13 protein-coding genes and 1 pseudogene are annotated in these 15,171 nt (G+C 71.6%); 1 reads left to right on the top strand and 13 read right to left on the bottom strand.

Annotated features, from left to right (window positions below):
- Positions 1-97: 97 nt before the first annotated feature.
- A pseudogene (locus IF20_RS36620) lies at positions 98-809 on the bottom strand (pyridoxal-dependent decarboxylase); the annotation flags it as partial.
- Between the two features lie 495 nt (positions 810-1,304).
- Positions 1,305-3,821 carry an aminopeptidase N gene (gene pepN, locus IF20_RS36615; RefSeq protein WP_052869764.1) on the bottom strand — a complete coding sequence of 839 codons (2,517 nt, stop codon included), beginning with the start codon at positions 3,819-3,821 and terminating at the stop codon, positions 1,305-1,307.
- A 239-nt stretch (positions 3,822-4,060) separates the two neighbouring features.
- Here pepN and IF20_RS36610 point away from each other — a divergent pair, with 239 nt between their 5' ends.
- Positions 4,061-4,603 (top strand): MarR family winged helix-turn-helix transcriptional regulator, encoded by a 543-nt coding sequence (locus IF20_RS36610; RefSeq protein WP_052869762.1) that lies wholly within the window; start codon positions 4,061-4,063, stop codon positions 4,601-4,603.
- Here IF20_RS36610 and IF20_RS36605 read toward each other — a convergent pair.
- The 11 genes from IF20_RS36605 to IF20_RS36555 all read right to left on the bottom strand — a co-directional run bounded on the left by IF20_RS36605 (position 4,557) and on the right by IF20_RS36555 (position 14,997).
- A complete protein-coding gene (locus tag IF20_RS36605) occupies positions 4,557-5,891 on the bottom strand; it encodes an MFS transporter (RefSeq protein ID WP_110944896.1) in 1,335 nt (444 codons plus the stop codon). The two genes, IF20_RS36610 and IF20_RS36605, sit on opposite strands and share 47 nt — an antisense overlap.
- A 4-nt stretch (positions 5,892-5,895) precedes the next feature.
- On the bottom strand, positions 5,896-6,966 hold the full coding sequence (locus IF20_RS36600; RefSeq protein WP_052869761.1) for an aromatic ring-hydroxylating oxygenase subunit alpha: 1,071 nt from the start codon (positions 6,964-6,966) through the stop codon (positions 5,896-5,898).
- Position 6,967: 1 nt separating this feature from the next.
- Entirely contained in the window at positions 6,968-7,189 is a 222-nt protein-coding gene (locus IF20_RS36595; protein WP_052869760.1) for a recombinase-like helix-turn-helix domain-containing protein, read from the bottom strand.
- Between the two features lie 33 nt (positions 7,190-7,222).
- Complete coding sequence (locus IF20_RS36590; RefSeq protein WP_052869759.1) at positions 7,223-8,215, bottom strand: PDR/VanB family oxidoreductase; 993 nt, start codon at positions 8,213-8,215, stop codon at positions 7,223-7,225.
- A 13-nt stretch (positions 8,216-8,228) separates the two neighbouring features.
- Positions 8,229-9,896 carry a thiamine pyrophosphate-binding protein gene (locus IF20_RS36585; RefSeq protein WP_052869758.1) on the bottom strand — a complete coding sequence of 556 codons (1,668 nt, stop codon included), beginning with the start codon at positions 9,894-9,896 and terminating at the stop codon, positions 8,229-8,231.
- A gap of 9 nt (positions 9,897-9,905) precedes the next feature.
- Positions 9,906-10,694 (bottom strand): SDR family oxidoreductase, encoded by a 789-nt coding sequence (locus IF20_RS36580; RefSeq protein ID WP_052869757.1) that lies wholly within the window; start codon positions 10,692-10,694, stop codon positions 9,906-9,908.
- Between the two features lie 93 nt (positions 10,695-10,787).
- Positions 10,788-11,525, bottom strand: coding sequence for an SDR family oxidoreductase (locus IF20_RS36575; protein WP_052869756.1), 738 nt, complete (start codon positions 11,523-11,525; stop codon positions 10,788-10,790).
- Complete coding sequence (locus IF20_RS36570) at positions 11,525-12,046, bottom strand: cupin domain-containing protein (protein ID WP_052869755.1); 522 nt, start codon at positions 12,044-12,046, stop codon at positions 11,525-11,527. Before IF20_RS36570 ends, IF20_RS36575 begins: the two co-directional genes overlap by 1 nt.
- 49 nt (positions 12,047-12,095) lie before the next feature.
- Positions 12,096-12,875: an alpha/beta fold hydrolase gene (locus tag IF20_RS36565; RefSeq protein WP_052869754.1), complete on the bottom strand. Its 780-nt coding sequence runs from the start codon at positions 12,873-12,875 to the stop codon at positions 12,096-12,098.
- A gap of 206 nt (positions 12,876-13,081) precedes the next feature.
- On the bottom strand, positions 13,082-13,858 hold the full coding sequence (locus IF20_RS36560; RefSeq protein WP_234427003.1) for an aspartate dehydrogenase domain-containing protein: 777 nt from the start codon (positions 13,856-13,858) through the stop codon (positions 13,082-13,084).
- A 179-nt stretch (positions 13,859-14,037) separates the two neighbouring features.
- A complete protein-coding gene (locus IF20_RS36555) occupies positions 14,038-14,997 on the bottom strand; it encodes a VOC family protein (RefSeq protein ID WP_052869753.1) in 960 nt (319 codons plus the stop codon).
- Positions 14,998-15,171: the final 174 nt, after the last annotated feature.

Genomic DNA, 15,171 nt, shown 5'->3' with positions numbered 1-15,171 from the left:
CAAGCAGAAGACGGCATACGAGATCATGCCTAGTCTCGTGGGCTCGGAGATGTGTATAAGAGACAGGTGCAGATGTGGGGGCGGCCGGGGTGGTCGGGGCCGTGGCCGGACCGGTCGCAGGGGCGGTGGCCGTCCCGCTCGCCGAGGGGGGTGCCGGGTTGCCCGCCGGTGTGCCGGGCGCCGTGGTCCCGGCCGGTGTCGTGTCCGGGGCCGTGTGTCCGGCCGGCGTGTTCGCGTACGGTCTCGCGTTCTCGCGCGGGGTGTTCGGGGGTGGCATCCCGCTCGCGGGCGGCTCGCTCGCGGGTCTCGTGTTCTCGGGCGGCGTGTTCCCGAGCGAGCAGTACGGCGAGCTGGTTGGATTCCGTCCCGCCGGTGGTCACCAGCGCTTCGGCGTCGGGTCCGTGCGGGTAAACGAGCTGGGCGAGGGTGCGGGTGGTGAGGGCTTCCAGCTCTGATGCGGCGGGGGCCTGGTCCCAGGAGTCCATGGAGGGGTTGAGGGCCGAGGCGGCGAGGTCGGCTGCGGTGGCCAGGGCGAGCGGCGGGCAGTGCAGGTGGGCCGCGCAGTGCGGGTCGGCGGGGTCGGCGGCTCCGGCGGCGAGGGTGCGGACGACGGTGTGCAGGGCGGCGTGCGGGCCGGTGCCGGTGTCCGGAAGAAGCGGCGCGCAGGCCTGGTGCACCGCGTCGGCGACTCTTTCGGGGCCGCCGGCGGGCAGCGGTCCGCCCCGTTCGACAGCTCCGGTGTCCAGGGCGTCGAGCACGGTGTGCAGCAGGGGCCGCAGCGCCTGAGGGCCCCGGGTCCCGCCGGCCAGCGCGGGGGTGGCGAGGGAGGGGTCCGGTGCCGCGGTGGGCGCGGGGACGGCGGCCGCGGGAGCCGGAACGGAGGTCCGGGCGGGGCCGTCCGTGACGGTGTCGAGAAGGGTGGCGGTGGCACCTGCTCGTGCGGAGTCCCGGCTCGCGTGGTGGTTCTCTTGGCCCTCTGCTGCCGGTGTCGTCTCACCTCCTGTCGTGCGGGGGTCGGGTGGGGTCCTTGCGGGGTCGAGCCGGCCGGAGGTGTTGTCGCCTGGGGCGGGGGCGCCTGGGGCGGGCACAGGCATGGGTGTGCCCTTCTTGTCGGGGATTTGATCGGTTTAGGGCGACCTAAGTTACTTCTGGTGTCGAGCCCTTCGCCGAAATGCGGGCGGAGTCCACTCTCACGAGGGACACACGTGCGGGTTGAGGCGCGCGGATCTGCTATGGGCTCCGCAACGCCTCTCCCCTCCCCGGCCCTGGCCTGCTACGGGGCGATCGTCAACGGTTCGTCGGCCTCACCCCTGCCCGTTCCGGACGGCCAGCGCGCGGCGCAGGTCGTCGAGTTGGTCGGCGAGCTTGCGCCGGAGGGCCGGAGTGGGTGCCGCCTCACGCAGGCAGGCCTCGCCGGCCCGCAGGGTGTCCGGTTCGACGGCGACCGCGGGGAAGGCGTACCGACCGGCGGCTTCGGCCAGGGCGGGGCCGCGGCGGTCGGCGAGGGCGACGGCGTCGGTGAAGTACCTCTCCACGTAGGGGCGTACGAGGTCGGCCTGCTCGGGTGCCCAGAAGCCGGCGGCGGTGGCGGTGAAGAGGTAGGCGGACAGGTCGTCGGCCGGGTCGGTGGTGAACATGGCCTCCCAGGCGGTCTTCTTGGCGGCCGGGTCGGGCAGCGCGGCGCGGCAGCGTGCGGCGCCTTCCTTGCCGCTGGCGCTGGGGTCGCGGGTGGCTTCGGCGTCGATGGCGGCCGGAGTGGTGGCGCCGAGGACGGCGAGGCGGCCGAGGATGCGCCAGCGCAGTTCGGGGTCGAGGGCGGGGCCGCCGGGAACGCTGTCGCCGTCGAGCCAGTCCTGGATGCCCTCGGGGGTGGTGGAGCTGTCGATGAAGGTGCGGACGGCGGCCAGGCGCAGGCCCTGGTGATCGCCGTTCTCGCTGCCTTCGGTGCGGCGCAAGAGGTCGCGGCAGAGGTCGGTGAGGGTGGCGAGGGCCGCGGGGCGGTCGACGGCGGGGAGGTAGCGGTCGGCGATCTGGGTGCGCGCGAAGGCCAGTACGCCCTGGACGATGGCGGTGTCGGTCTCGTGCGGGAGGTGGGCGCGGACGGCTTCGAGGTAGGCGGCGGGCGGCAGTTCGCCGTCGCGGACCATGTCGCGGGCGGCGTTCCACACCACGGCGCGGGTGAGGGAGTCGGGCAGGCCGGAGAGGGCGGCCTGTGCGGTGCTCCAGGAGTGGGGGTCGAGGCGGACCTTGGCGTAGGTGAGGTCCCGGTCGTTGAGGAGGACGAGGTCGGGGCGGCGGCCCGGGACGGTGTGGGTGCCGCCTTCGGGGAGGTCGTGGGTGAGGGAGGTGCGGGGGACGAGGCGGCCGGGGGTGGCGGGGTCCCGGTCGTAGAGGCCGATGGTGAGGTGGTGGGGGCGCTCGCCACGGTGGGTGACCGTGAGCGTCCAGGAGCCGTCGGTGGTCTCCTCGATGACGGGTGTGAGGGTGTCGACTCCGGTGGTGCGCAGCCACTGTTCGGCCCAGGCGTGGACGTCGCGGTCGGTGGCGCGGGCGAGGGAATCGGTGAAGTCGGCGAGGGTGGCGTTGCCGAAGCGGTGCCGGGCGAAGTGGTCGTTGATGCCGGCGAGGAAGTCCTTCTGCCCCATCCAGGCGACGAGTTGGCGCAGCGCGGAGGCGCCCTTGGCGTAGGAGATGCCGTCGAAGTTGAGGAAGGCGGAGGCGGTGTCGGGGACGGCGTCGGAAGCGGGGGCGACGGGGTGGGTGGAGGGGCGCTGGTCGGCGTCGTAGCCCCAGCTCTTGCGGGCGACGCCGAAGTCGGTCCAGGTCCCGGTGAAGTGGGTGGCTTCGCTGAGGACCTGATAGCCCATGTACTCGGCGAAGGACTCGTTGAGCCAGATGTCGTCCCACCAGGCGAGTGTGACCAGGTCGCCGAACCACATGTGGGCCATTTCGTGGGCGATGACCATGCCGCGGGTCTGGCGCTCGGTGTCGGTGACGGCGGAGCGGTAGACGAATTCGTCGCGGAAGGTGACCAGGCCGGGGTTCTCCATGGCGCCGGCGTTGAATTCGGGGACGAATGCCTGGTCGTAGGAGTCAAAGGGGTACGGCTCGTCGAAGAGCTGGTGGTAGCGGTCGTAGCACCGGCGGGTGATGTCGAGGATCTCGTCGGCGTCGGCGTCGAGGTACGGGGCGAGGGAGCGGCGGCAGTGGATGCCGAACGGGAGGCCGGCGTGCTCGGTGCGGACGGAGTGCCAGGGGCCGGCGGCCACGGCGACGAGGTAGGTGCTGATGGGCGGGGTGGGGGCGAGGGTCCAGTGGCCCTCGGGGGCCCGGGTGGCGAGGGAGTTGCCGAGGACGGTCCAGTCGTCGGGGGCGACGACGGTGAGGGCGAAGACGGCTTTGAGGTCGGGCTGGTCGAAGGCGGGGAAGACGCGCTGGACGTCTTCCATGAACAGCTGGGTGTAGAGGTAGGTCTCACCGTCGGCGGGATCGGTGAAGCGGTGCATGCCTTCGCCGGTGTGGGAGTAGCGCATGGTGGCTTCGACATGCAGTTCATGTTCACCAGGGGTGAGACCGGTGAGCGGGAAGTGGTTGTCCGCCAGGTCGGCCGGGTCGAGGGCGGCGCCGTCGAGGGTGATGCTGCGGAGTTCCTCGGGCCTGAGGTCGAGGAAGGTGTCGCCCGGGGTGCGCGCGCTGAAGCGGATGGTCGTGCGGGTGGTGAAGTGCTCCTCGCCGGTGGTGAGGTCGAGGTGGATGTCGTAGTGGTGGACGTCGAGGATGCGGGCTCGGGTTTGCGCTTCATCGCGCGTCAATGCGGGCATGGCGTCATGCTGCCGCAGCCCGGCGACTTTGCGCACCCATGCCTTACAGCCTGTGGATAACTCCCGCCGGCGGCTCCAGCGGGCCGGGCGGGGACCGGGCGCGGGAAGCTCAGCGGCGGGGTCGCGCCGGGCGCCGGGGCGGTCCGCTCGTCGAGCGGCCTGGCTTCTCAGGGCTAAGATTTCTGCTGTACCACGGCCGGGAGCCCGGCCCGAGGGGCGAGCCCGGGGAGGGTGCCGAGATGGCGAGCAAGACGGCGGCGGCGGACGCGGTTGCCGGGATCATCGAGGACTGGCAGCGGGAGCGCCCGGAGCTGGACACCTCGCCACTGGAGGTGCTGGCCCGGCTGCACCGTACGTTCCTGCGCTACAGCGCGAAGCTGACGGCTTCGGTGGAGTCCCACGGGCTGTCGGTGGCCGGCTTCGACGTCCTGACGGCGCTGCGCAGAGCGGGGAAGCCGTACAAGCGCACCGCGGGTCAGCTGGCCGATTCGGGGTTGATCTCCTCGGCCGGTGTGACGCTGCGCATCGACCGGTTGGAGAAGGACGGGCTGATCGTCCGGGAGCGGGACCCGGAGGACCGGCGGGTGGTGCGGTCGCGGCTGACGGAGGAGGGACTGGCCAAGATCGACGAGCTGTTCGCCGAGCATCTGGAGAACGAGCGACGGATGCTGGCCGGCCTCTCCCCCGCCGAGTGCCGTCAGCTGGCGCGGCTGCTGTCCAAGCTGGAGCGGTCCATCACGGAGTCGGGTGCGGCGGAGCCGGACTCGTCGTCCGGGACGTGACCGGACCGGCGTCGGTGGCCGGGCGGCCGGGGCGGAGCAGGAGCCACGCCCCGCAGCCCAGCGTGATGGCCTGAGCGCCGATCAGCAGGGCGTAGCCGGCACTGAAACCGTGCCCGCCGCCGAGGGCTATGGCGGCTCCCATGGCGGTCGGCATGAAGGCGGAGACGAGGTTGCCGACGCCGTTGACCACTCCGTACGCGCTGCCGACCGTGTCGGCGGGTGCGTGACGCTGCACGAGGGTGGGGATGGCTGGGCCCTGCAGTCCCCAGAAACCGCCCGCGAGAACGAGTCCGGTGGCGGCGAGCCAGGCGGCGTCCGCGGTGATGACCAGCAGGACGCAGCTCCCGGTGCCGAGCGCGCCGACGACGAAGAGCAGGGGCAGCCTGCGGGCGGACAGCCTGTCGATGAGATACCCGCCGAGGAAGCCTGACCCCAGGCTCATCAAGAACGGCAGCGCGGAGACGGCACCCATCTGCCCGAGGGAGAAGTGACGGTCCTGGAGCAGGTACGCCGGCAGCCAGGAGGTGCCCCCCCCCCACAGGTAGGCGAGGGTGGCGATCTCGATGAGGAGGATGCAGCCCAGGCGCGGGGTGCGCAGCGCTTCCCGCAGGGTGGCCACGACGCCGCGGCGCGCTCCTGAAGGCACGTGTTGCCGTTCTGCCCTCTCGTGGTCCGGGTGTCGGCGGCCCCGTATGAACAGCGCGATGAGCGGCAGTCCGATCGCCGCGTTGAGGAGGGCGAGCAGCACGAAGGACGTGTGCCAGTCGTAGCGGTGGACGAGGTAGGTGATCAGTGGCAGTCCGGCGGCGGTGCCCAGGGAGACGCCCATGGAGCTCACCGCGTTGGGCCGGCCCACTTCGTGGGGGGCGAAGTGCTCTCTGACGTACATCGTCTTGAGCGAGAACAGCGGCCCTTCGGATGCGCCGAGAAGGAAACGGACCGCGACGAGCATGAGGGCGCCGAGCGCATACGGGGACAGCAGCGTCAGCGCGGCCCACAGGCCGACGCTCACCAGGAGGCCGCGTCGCGCCCCGAGGGCGGATTCGTACAGCGGCGTCAGGAAGAACGCGGCGAGTCCGTACCCGATGAGGAACACGGTCATCAGGGCGCCCTGAAGGACCCGGTCGCCGGTCATGCCGAAGTGGTCGGTGAAGGCGCGGTCGGTGATCAGTACGGAGGCGTTGACCCGGTCGATGTAGGAGATCAGGACGACGGCGAGCAGGCTGAGGACGCCTGCCCACCGCCGCGGGGCGGCCGCGGCGGTGGGCGGTACGGCGGTGGGCGCCACGCTGTCAGCCGCCGGCGGGAGCGGTCGCGGCCGGCTCCGGGGAGGCCAGCGCGGCCGCCTGTTGTTCGGCTGCGGTCCGGTAGAGGCGGCGCAGCCGTACGACGCCGAGGTCGTGCTGGTAGAGGTTCTCGGCCTGGTCCGCGTCGTGCGGCATGGCCTCCAGCATGACGCGGTCCTGTTCGAGGACCTCCCAGTGGCGCTTCTCGATGAGGGTGCGGTACAGGAAGCGCCAGGTGTCGCGCTGCCAGCCCTCGACCTTGCGGTAGCGCCAGAAGAAGACGCCGCTGCGGCGCGCATCCACGGGGCAGATCATGCCGACGATCCCGAAGGGGCCGCCGGGGCCCGCGGACGGCGGGTACGGGATGGACAGGTCGACCCAGTCCACTCCGGTGCGGCACAGCTCCACCCAGTCGAAGTTCACGCCGCGCTGGTCGGTCTTCTCGAAGAAGTAACCGCGGTCGGTCTCCCGGATGCGGAACTTGGCGGTGGTGTCGCCGTCGAACATCGTGTGCGAGTCGTGGTGCAGGAACTGGCCGTGCATCGGATCGAGGAGGTTCTCCATGCCGAACCGCCAGGGCACGTTCCACTCGGCGTAGCAGAGGATGGCTTCGATGCCCGGGTCGGTGAGCGGCTCGGGGAGAGTCAGCTCGCACGGCTCCGGGTGCTGCTCGTCACCGAAGTACGCGAGGATCGCACCGCCCACCTCGCGCACGGGGAGGCTGGTGACGAGCTTCTTGCCCTCCAGGTTGCAGCCGGGCAGGCCCGGCACGGAGGAGACGGTGCCGTCGCCCTCGACCTCAACGCCGTGGTACCAGCACGCCACTCGGTCCCCGAGGTGCTTGCCGAGGGAGAGCCGGGCGCCCCGGTGGGGGCAGCGGTCGGCGAGCATGTGGAGGGTACCGTCACCGCGGCGGAAGAGGAGCCAGTCCTCCCCCAGGGCGGTGACCTTGCGCATTCCTCCGGGGGTGACGAAGTGGGAGGGCACCACGGGGTGCCACTGGTTGCGCAGGCCGGTGGCGTAGATGTGATCCGCGGTGGCGGTGTGTCCGGTGGTGTCCGGGCGGGTGAGGGTCATGTCAGGCTCCCAGGCGGTGCATCTCGGCGCGGAAGGTGTCCTCGGTCCAGGGAGTCCCGTCGGGGGCGTGCACCTGGCGGGAGTTGAGGCCGCGGATGACGTCGGCCAGTTCGTGGCCCTCCTTGGTGAAGACCTCTTCGAGGGTCGCGGCGAGCTTGTACTCGTACGGTGTGGGCTCGTGCGTACGGGACTGGTGGACGTCCAGGTACGGCCATGGGGTCATCGGTGCCTCCAGGTTCACGGGCGAGCGGGTGGCTTACAGGTCGAGGACGAGGCGGTCGGAGGCACAGCGCGAGACGCAGATCATCATGGTCGCGTTCGCCGCGTGCTCGGCCTCGCTGAGGAGGAAGTCACGGTGGTCGGGGGCGCCTTCGAGGACGCGGGTCTCGCAGCTGCCGCAGATGCCGTCCCGGCAGGAGCTCTCGGCCGGCACGCCGGCGGCCTCGGCGGCTTCGAGGATCGAGGTGTCGGCGCCGACGCTCAGCGTCACTCCGGAGCGGCGGCACTCCACTTCGAAGGCGCTGTCGTCTCCGCCGCGCTCCACAGTGGGCGCGGCGAACCGCTCCACCCGGAGCTGCGCCGCGGGGCAGCGGCCCTCCACGGCGGCGAGCAGGGGCTCCGGCCCGCAGCAGTACACGAGGGTCTGCGCGTCGAGGCCCTTCAGGGCGGCGTCGAGGTCGATGTGTCCGTGCTCGTCCTGCGGGTGGAGGAGGAGTTCACCGGGTCCTTGGGCGGCGAGGTCGGCGAGTTCGGTGCCGAAGGCCATCGAGGCGCGCGTGCGGCCCCCGTGGACGAGCCGCCAGGGCACGCCCCTGCGGGTGGCCTCGCGGGCCATGGCCAGGAGCGGGGTGATCCCGATGCCGCCGGCGATGAACAGGTACGCCGGCGCCTCGGTGAGCGCGAAGTGGTTGCGGGGGCCGACGACGGTGACGGCATGGCCGGGGCGCAGCTGGCTGTGGACGAAGCGGGAACCTCCGCGCGAGGCCGGTTCGTTGAGGACACCGAGGCGGTAGCGGGTGGTGTCGTGGGGGTCGCCGCACAGGGAGTACTGCCGGGTGTGGCCGCCGACGTGCAGATCGAGGTGGGCGCCGGGCTGCCAGGCGGGCAGTGGCTTGCCGTCGGGGTGGACGAGGTCGACGGAGAGTACGCCGTCGGCTTCCCAGGTCATGCGGTGGACGAGCAGGTCGAGGCGGGCCTCGCCGGCCGTGGCCTGGTCGGTGGTGCCCGACTGGGCGTCGCTGCTGGTCATGGCGTCGGCCTCCTCACGCGGTGGGGATCTTGACGGGCGGGGTGAAGGGGTTCTTCATCGGGCCGAGGGCCGCCAGGTCGACCTCGACGAGCGTAGGGCTGCCGGAGGCGACGGCCTCGGAAAGGACGGGCGCCGCGTCGGCCTCGCTGGCGATCCGGGCGTACGGCAGGCCGCAGGCGCGGGCCAGGAGGGAGAAGTCGGGGGTGGTGAGATCGACTCCGGAGCGGCGTTCGCTGTAGCGGTCCTGCATGTTGCGGAGGACGCCGTAGCCGCCGTCGTTGAAGACGACGAGGGTGAGGGCGGGACGCTCCTGGGCGAGGGTGAGGAGCTCTCCGAGGTGCACGGCGAGGCCGCCGTCCCCGGCCATGACGACGGTGGATTCGTCGGGCCGTGCGAGGGCCGCGCCGATGCCCATACCGAGGCCTTGGCCGATGCCACCGCCACGCGGGAAGACGTTGTCGCGCGGATCGTAGATCTCCAGCAGGCGATTGCCCCAACTGCTGGACGGGATGGTGACGTCGCGGGCGACGACGCCGCGGCGGGGCAGAGCGGCACGCAGCGCGTCGCAGACCGCGGCCTGCGGCCCGATGGCATCGTGCAGCGTGGCACGCACCTCCTCGCGCACCGAGGCGACGCGAGCCGTCCATGCGGGCTCGACACCACCGGTGGTGCCGTTGCCGTCGGCAGCCGGGGGCGCGCCGGGCAGGCGGGCGAGCAGGGCGCCGAGCACGGCATCCGCATCGCCCTGCAGAGCATGCGTCGCCGGGTAGACGCGCCCGAGAGCGGCGGCGTCGACGTCGATCTGGATGTGCGCCTCGGGTAGGGACAGCGAGTAGTCGCCCGTCTCGTTGGAGCGGAAGTGTGTGCCGATGGTCAGCAGGACATCGGCGTCGGCGAGCAGGGCACGGCCTGTCGGCGTGGTGGCGAAATTGCCGATGACCTGCGGGTGGTCCTCCGGTACCGTGCCGCGGCCGGAGTTGGACGTGAGAAGCCCGGCACCGGTGCGCGCCAGCAGTTCGGCGAGCCGGTCCGCGGCTCCGCACGCTCCTCCCCCGGCCCAGACGAGCGGCCGCCGGGCCCCGGCCAGCAGACGCGCGGCAGCGTCCAGCGCCGTCTCGTCGGGGTGGGGCGTCACCGGGATGGGAGCGGCGGTGTCGTCGTCCTGCTGCGCCGCGTACTGCAGATCGATCGGCCATTCCACGCTCGCGGGGCCACCCGGGGCACGAAGCGCGGCGCGTGCCGCCTCACGAAGGATGCGCCCGGCGGCTTCCGTGGAGGGCACGGTCGCGGCGTACGTGGACACCGCCCGCAACATGCCCAGCTGGTCCTTGGTCTCGTGGATGAACCCGCGCCCACTGCCCAGATATCGGCTCTCGACCTGACCCGTGACGTGCAGCACGCCGGTGCCGGCACTGAGCGCTTCGATGAGCGAGCCGGCCGCGTTACCCGCGCCGGTCCCGGTGGAGGTCAGGGCGCAGCCCAGGGAGCCGCGGGCGCGCCCGTAGGCGTCGGCGGCGTTCACGGCGGTGGCCTCGTGGCGTACGGGCACGAAGCGCAGCTCACGGTCGACGGCTTCGACGAGCGGCAGGTTGTGGACACTGACGATGCCGAAGACGGTGTCGATGCCGAGTTCGCGCAGGACGGCGACGAGGAGGTCGCCTCCGGTGGGATGGTGCGTCATGGAGGCTCCTCAGAGGATGCCGCGGCCGACTCCGCCGCAGACGTCGATGCTGGTTCCGGTGATGTAGGAGGCGCGCGGCGACAGCAGCGCCAGGACCGCGTAGGCGACCTCGTCGGCGCGGCCCAGGCGACCGAGGGCGATGCCACGGTCGGCGGCCAGTTCGGCCTGCCACTCCTTGTAGCTCAGCCCGCTGTCGGCGGCGGCGTGCCGGCGCGTCCACTGTCCGGTGTCGATCAGGCCCAGGCACACGGAGTTGACGCGGATGCCGTCGGGCGCGAGCTCCCGGGCGAGGCTCGCGGAGAGGTTGAGGATGCCGGCGCGGGCGGCGCTGGTGGTGATGAGGCGCGGCTCGGGCTGCTTGGCGAGCACGGCGTTGATGTTGATGATGCCGGCTGCGTCGGAGGCGCGCAGGTGCGGGAGTGCGGCGTGCAGCGGATTGAGCACGCCGGCGAACTTCAGCTCCAGCTCGTCGCGCCAGTCCTCCTCGGTGGTCTCCGCGAGCCGCTTCATGCGGGACTGGCCGGCGTTGTTGACCAGGCCGTCCAGGGCTCCGAAATGGTCGGCGGTACGGGCGACGAAGTCGCGTACGGCAGTGGCGTCCCGTACGTCGCAGACGCGGGTCAGCAGCCGGTCGTCGCCCGCTCCGAGGCGGGCCGCCGCCTTGTCGAGGCGGTCGGCGTCACGGCCGCAGGTGGCGACGCGTGCGCCTTCGTCCAGGAGGGCGCGGACCGTGGCCAGGCCGACGCCCGAGCTGCCTCCGGTGACCAGTACGGTGCGGTCAGCGAGGCCCAGATCCATGGGAGTTCCTTCGGTGTGGTGATCGGTGCGGAGTCGCGGCACGAGACGCTCGGTGCCGCCGGCGAGCCGGCGCACAGGGGCCGGCCCGTGGAATCAGTGCATGGTGAAACCGCCGTTGACGGCGATCACCTGTCCCGTGAGGTAGCGGGACTCCTCGCTGAGCAGGAAAGAGACGACCCCCGTGAGGTCCTCCGGCTGTTGGGCCCGGGAGATGGCCCGGTTCAGCCGGTAGAGCTCGTGCCGCTCGGCGGGCACGTTCTCGGTCGCCTCGCACTCGGTGATGCCCGGCGCGACCGCGTTGACGGTGATGCCGCGATCGCCCAACTCACGCGCCATGGCGCGGGTGAGGGCGAGGACCGCACCCTTGGAGGCGATGTAGTGAGCCAGCCGCGGCGAGCCGTACAGCGCGGCGTCGGACGCCAGGTTGACGATGCGGCCACTGCCCGCGGCGAGGAGCTGGGGCAGCAGGGCTCGGGCGACGAGCCACGGCCCGCGGGCGTTGACCGTCATGATGCGGTCCCACGCCTCGACGCCGATGTCCTGGAACTCCTTGCCCCCCACGCCGTTGGCGAGCCCCGCGTTGTTGACGAGACCGTGCAGCGGGCCGAGCCCGGCGACCTGTTCCGCCATCGCGTCGACCGACTCCGGGTCGGCCACGTCGCACGGCACGAAGTGGGCGTCCCGCCCCTCGGCGCGCAGCTCGTCGGCCACCCGCTTGCCGCGCTCGGGGTCGAGTTCGGCGAGTACGACACGGTGACCGTCCGCCGCGGCCCGGCGGGCCATGGCCTCCCCCAGGCCACGGCCGGCGCCGGTGATGACGACGGTACGCATCAGTCGCGGGTGACGCCGTGCATCGGCGAGTGCTCGGGGTAGGTCGGGATCTGCGGCTTCTGCGTGCCGATGATGACGCAGAACAGGGCGTCGGTGTCGCCTTCGTTCTTCAGGCTGCGGGCCACTCCGGCCGGCACGACGATCATGTCCCGGTAGCCGAGAGTGCGGTACTCGGCCTCGCCCTCACCGCGGTGGATACCGACCCTGACCTTGCCCTCCAGAACGAAGAAGGCTTCCTCGACGTCGTGGTGGGTGTGTTCAGGGCCCTCGGCGCCGGGCGGCAGCAGCATGTTGGAGAAGGTGAATCCGCCCGACGGCAGGATGCGGTTGTCGCCCTCGTGGTTGCCGGTCGCGCCGGAGCCGACGTACCGGATCTGGGCGCGGCGGTACTGGTCACCGGCCTTGGCCTGGAACGCCAGGGTGTCCCAGTCGGGCTCGCGCGAGTCCTTGGTGGCGATCAGGGAGTCGGTGTAGCGGGCGAGGTCGCCGCCGTTGTCGTAGTCGGTGGTGGTGATGGGCATGGTGCTGCCGTCCTTTAGTCGTACGAATGGGCAGGGCTGTGGACAGTCCTCAACAGCTTTCGGCGATCCCTGCTGAGATTCGGAGGTGGGCGAGAACCCACGCGTCGAAGGCCTCGGACTGTTCCTGGTTCGCGAGGTGACCGGCGTCCTTGACGATCACGAACACGGAGGAATGGAGGTCCGCTGTGAGCATCTGGCTCGCTTCGATCCCGGTGACCCGGTCCTGGTCCCCGCACAGCACGAGCGCGGGCGCGGTGACGGCCGAGAGGTCGGCGATACGCAGATCGGTGGCGGCCATCGACTCGGTCGAATATCGGTAGCCGGGCAGCCGCAGAGAGTCGGCCATGGTGTCGGTGACGCGCTGAACGAGAGCCTCGGGCGCGGCATCGGACACCAGACGCGGACCGCGCCGTTCGGCGAACGCCCGCGGACCCACCTCGGCCAGCTCGTCGGCGCGCGCCCGCATCGCCTCGGCCTTCGCCGGGTCCGTGCCCGAACCGGCACTGGAGGCGGCCACGATCAGAGAGGACACGAGTTCGGGGTGGCGCGCGGCGAGCCGCAGCGCGATCACCCCACCCCAGGAAACCCCGAGCACGTGGGCGCGACCACCGCGCTGCCGGATGAGCGCGGCAGCGGTATCGGCGAAATCGTCCAACGTGAACGGGCCGACCGGATCGGCGGACTTGGCGTACCCCGGGGCGTCCCAGGCCACCACCCACACATACCGGCTCAGCGTGGCGAGCTGCGGGGCGAACGCGGCGGAGGAGGACCCGATCCCGTGCAGGCACAGCAACACGGGACCACCGTCACCGGCCTCCTCCACGTGCAACCCCGCGAGGTCGAACGGCGAAGGCGAAGGAGAAGAGGAAGGCGAAGGAGAAACCGATGCTGAAGACGCAGACACAGACGTGGTTGCGGATGCGGATGTGGATGCAGGCGAGGTTGCGGAAGTCGGCGAGGAATCGAGGCCGGGAGGGACGTCGGTGGTCGCAGAGCCGGTCAGGTCCGTCCGGTCTGCCGGTTCTATCCGGTCGGTCACAGGATCTGCCCCCTCCGCCCGGCCAGCGCGCCGAGGCTGCGCAGCACCGCATACGGAACGACCTGGCTGGTGGCAGGGTTGTCGGGGTCCGGGAGGTGCTGCACCTCGAAGCGGTACACGCCGTGGCCACCGGACGCCTCGATGACATGCCGAGTGTGCTGGGCCGCCGGATCGGCCACGACGCGGACACGTACGGCGTCCAGGTCGCCGACGGCCAGCGCGACGGAGGCGGCGACGTTCGTCGACTTGGGGAACCTCACCGGTACGTCGCGGGCGGTGCCGCGCATCACCTCGACCGGACCGGTGGCCGTGCGCATCCGGTGCAGCAAGTCCGCGCCCATCCACGGCTGTTCGAGGGTGCTGGGCAGCTTGGTGGTGGTGAGCGTGACGTCCGTGAGGGGCCCGAGGGAGCGTACGGCCTGCAACAGGTCGAGACCGCCTACGGCACCGCCGGTGAAATAGACCCGCCCAGGGCCGGCGGCGAGGAGGGCAGCGGCGAGATTCTCATCGGTGAGCGCACCCGTGGAGGCGATGAGGAGGTCGGTACCGGACTGCAGCACGCGCTCACCCCACTCGCGTACGACGCTCTGGCCCGCCGCTTCGACGATCAGGTCGCAGTGGTCGAGGGCGTCCTCGAAGGAGAGCTGCGGGGCCGGTGCGTCACCGAGAGCCCGGTTGTCGACCACGCAGACCAGCTCGGCGCCGGGAACGCCGCCCTCGGCGAGCGCGGTACCGACGACGCGACCGATGGCGCCCCAGCCGACGAGACCCACCTTGCGCGGGGCGAGAGAGGAAGGCGAGGCAGTCGCCGAATCGATCGACGGTGAAACATCGGCCGGTGAAGTGACAACCGGCGAAGTGACGGCCGGCAAGGCAGTGGAGGCCGAAGTGGTGGAGGGCGACGTGGTGGAGGGCAACGTGGTGGTCGGCGACGTGGTGGCGGTCGGGTCGGTCATGCGGAGATCTCCTGCGGGGCCGGCTGGGTGAGCGGGCCGGGATCGGGATGCCCGGCCATGTGGGAACGGATCTCCGCCGACGGCGGCCCCGCGGTGCCCCAGAGGTCGGACAGCTCCGGGACACGGCGCCAGACGCGGGCGATCCAGGCGTCCTCGACGATCTGGGCGACCTCGGAGGTGTATTCGCAGACGAGACCGGAAGGGTCGGTGAAGTAGGAGAACGTGTTGTTGCCGGGACCGTGCCGGCCGGGGCCCCACTGAGGAGTGATGCCGTGGTGGCGCAGCCGGCCCAGCCCCCGCATGAAGTGGTCGACCGAGCTCATCTCGTACGCAACATGGTTGAGCGAGGCCCACTCGGCCTGGTTGAAGGCGATGCAGTGGTGATCCGCGTTGCAGCGCAGGAACGCCATCTGGTGTTCTGACCAGTCCGAGACCCGCAGGCCCAGGACGTCGCAGTAGAAGGCGACGGCGGCATCGATGTCGGTGGTGTTGAGCACGGTGTGGGTGACGCCTACCGGAACCGCACCGTCCCGGCCTCGGGGAGCCACGGCCTCGACCTGGGCGCTGATCTCGATGAGCCGGTGCTCGGGATCGGTGAAGCGGAGACCGTAACCGCCGCCCACCTGGTCCAGCGGGCCGGGGCCGATGACGGGGGTGATGCCGCGGGCGTGCAGTCGGCGAGCGGCTTCGTCGACCTCGGCGGGGGTGGCGACGGCGAAGGCGATCCGGCCGAGACCGGTGCGGTCGGCGCTGGTCAACTGGAGGACGTGGTGCTCCTCCCCGGTGCCACGCAGCCAGCGTGCGCCTTGGTCGCCCTCGACGGTCTCCAGACCCCAGACCTCCTGGTAGAAGTCGGCGGCTTCGGTGAACGCGGGGGTGAACAGTTCGACGCACCGCAGCGAGCGCAGGCGCGCGATGGGCGGCTGAGGCGGAGGCTGGTGCGGGGTGCGGGGCATCGCTGTCTCCAGACGTGCGGGGCGAGTGGCGCGGGGTCGGGGCGGGTGGCACGGGGTCGCAGGCGAATGGCACGGGGCCGGGGGTGGATTCGGGCCGGGCGTTCCGGGGTGAGATGGGTGGGACGGTGTTCCGGGGTGGGCTGGGGTGGAGGCGGGAGGGCTGTCTCTTATACA

Origin of the sequence: Streptomyces niger (genome assembly GCF_000718305.1) — a bacterium.
Lineage (GTDB): Bacteria > Actinomycetota > Actinomycetes > Streptomycetales > Streptomycetaceae > Streptomyces > Streptomyces niger.
The sequence above is the reverse complement of the archived record's forward strand: the minus strand, read 5'-3'. Positions and strand labels throughout refer to the sequence as shown.

What these genes read in the sequence shown, in the direction of transcription:
- pepN (WP_052869764.1), bottom strand. Translation starts at nt 3,821, where the DNA reads ATGCCCGCATTGACGCGCGATGAAGCGCAAACCCGAGCCCGCATCCTC.
- IF20_RS36610 (WP_052869762.1), top strand. Translation starts at nt 4,061, where the DNA reads ATGGCGAGCAAGACGGCGGCGGCGGACGCGGTTGCCGGGATCATCGAG.
- IF20_RS36600 (WP_052869761.1), bottom strand. Translation starts at nt 6,966, where the DNA reads ATGACCCTCACCCGCCCGGACACCACCGGACACACCGCCACCGCGGAT.
- IF20_RS36595 (WP_052869760.1), bottom strand. Translation starts at nt 7,189, where the DNA reads ATGACCCCATGGCCGTACCTGGACGTCCACCAGTCCCGTACGCACGAG.
- IF20_RS36590 (WP_052869759.1), bottom strand. Translation starts at nt 8,215, where the DNA reads ATGACCAGCAGCGACGCCCAGTCGGGCACCACCGACCAGGCCACGGCC.
- IF20_RS36585 (WP_052869758.1), bottom strand. Translation starts at nt 9,896, where the DNA reads ATGACGCACCATCCCACCGGAGGCGACCTCCTCGTCGCCGTCCTGCGC.
- IF20_RS36580 (WP_052869757.1), bottom strand. Translation starts at nt 10,694, where the DNA reads ATGGATCTGGGCCTCGCTGACCGCACCGTACTGGTCACCGGAGGCAGC.
- IF20_RS36575 (WP_052869756.1), bottom strand. Translation starts at nt 11,525, where the DNA reads ATGCGTACCGTCGTCATCACCGGCGCCGGCCGTGGCCTGGGGGAGGCC.
- IF20_RS36570 (WP_052869755.1), bottom strand. Translation starts at nt 12,046, where the DNA reads ATGCCCATCACCACCACCGACTACGACAACGGCGGCGACCTCGCCCGC.
- IF20_RS36555 (WP_052869753.1), bottom strand. Translation starts at nt 14,997, where the DNA reads ATGCCCCGCACCCCGCACCAGCCTCCGCCTCAGCCGCCCATCGCGCGC.